This is a genomic window from Pseudoalteromonas sp. Z1A2 (assembly GCF_011378755.1).
Lineage (GTDB): Bacteria > Pseudomonadota > Gammaproteobacteria > Enterobacterales > Alteromonadaceae > Pseudoalteromonas > Pseudoalteromonas distincta.
The window spans coordinates 1-1,321 of sequence record NZ_WTKX01000071.1; the positions used below are offsets into that span (position 1 = coordinate 1).

Annotated in this window: 2 protein-coding genes; both read right to left on the bottom strand. The window is 34.1% G+C overall.

Annotated elements, in window-relative coordinates:
- Window positions 1–306 precede the first annotated feature (306 nt).
- Window positions 307–573, bottom strand: a complete 267-nt coding sequence (locus GQR47_RS20190; RefSeq protein ID WP_165724406.1) for a hypothetical protein — start codon at window positions 571–573, stop codon at window positions 307–309.
- 64 nt (window positions 574–637) lie between these two features.
- The gene (locus GQR47_RS20195) at window positions 638–1,057 is read right to left on the bottom strand and encodes a hypothetical protein (protein WP_165724407.1); all 420 of its coding nucleotides are present in this window, start codon (window positions 1,055–1,057) and stop codon (window positions 638–640) included.
- Between the last annotated feature and the right edge of the window lie 264 nt (window positions 1,058–1,321).

The window sequence follows — 1,321 nt, forward strand, 5'->3', positions numbered from 1 at the left end:
AATTTATGGGTTGTTAGTGGTGGTAGATATTAAATGTTTATTTAAAAGCCCTTACAGGCAGTCAGAGGCTCGGAGCTCGCCTTTCTGGCTGTCTGTTAAGGGCTAATTTATAAAATGGCAGAATGAAGCGTTTTAGGAAGGAATTTAATAACTGCTAAAAAAGTAACCCGCTACGCTCAGGCTTCGCTTGGCGGATTACTTTATTATCAAATTTGACAGATATGAACAGTAAATAATATTGATACCGGTTCATAGTAAAACACGTAATTAATACAAGGCCCTCCCGCGTCGCGGGTCCCTCCCATATTAATTTACATGTTCTGATTCAAGCGATAATTTAACGTTAATTAGAGATTCAATTTCTAATGATTGGTCTATCAAACGATGGAATAAAGGCTCTATTTCAGTGAAGTCAGAACCACCATTTAGGACGGCATAAATGCCATTACACAATTCGGAGTGTGAAGCGGCCAAATTCTTAATATTTTCGCATGAAATTAATTTATGGATAGCGTCCTCGTGAGCTGGCGCTATGTTGCTTGTATTTGGTAAAATGGTATTGTTATTAGACATGTTAAATCCTCAAGTTTTAATGTGTTTAGCCTATGCAGGTGCTGGAACACCTGTATGGGCAATCTTACTTACTACTACGTACAATATGACTCATGAATCGCTTTAACTCAGCACTTAATTTAGTGTTAGGAAAAGCTTTCAAAAAACCCTCTTTTAAATCCGTATCAAGTTTAATGTTACAAGTAGAATCTAATTCAAAATCCTCATTTGTATTTAGACTTTCACTGCTATCAATTTCTCTTACTGAAGACCTGGCTTTATCAAGTATTGATTTAACTTGAGAATACCCAGAATGAGAACTTGAATTGCCATAGCTTAGCAATGATGGCGAATCATAATTAAGTTTCCCAGAATCGATAGATCGCGAAATAAAAGACCTTAATTCATTACTTGTATTCGAATGGTTCAATTTGCATAAGTCTGAAAAGTCTCTTTTAAGCTTTGAATTAATCCTAAAATTAAACAAAGGAACTTGTTCCGACATAGATACTACCCTTTAAATGATTACAATGTACATACAAAATAACAGTTGAACTCAAGAAGTCAACAAAAAAATGTATACGTTGTATTTATTTTTAATTTATTTAAGCTTTATGTGGTATGTAAAACCAACTTTTTACAACATCTCAGTTTAAAGTTAAATTAGACATATAAAACAATGCTTTAGGCATGTTTTATATATCTACTGAGATATTGCGAGTGCCAAAATGGGACAAGAGTCCACTATTAAAGTATGTGGACTCTCAAC

What these genes read in the sequence shown, in the direction of transcription:
- GQR47_RS20190 (WP_165724406.1), bottom strand. Translation starts at nt 573, where the DNA reads ATGTCTAATAACAATACCATTTTACCAAATACAAGCAACATAGCGCCA.
- GQR47_RS20195 (WP_165724407.1), bottom strand. Translation starts at nt 1,057, where the DNA reads ATGTCGGAACAAGTTCCTTTGTTTAATTTTAGGATTAATTCAAAGCTT.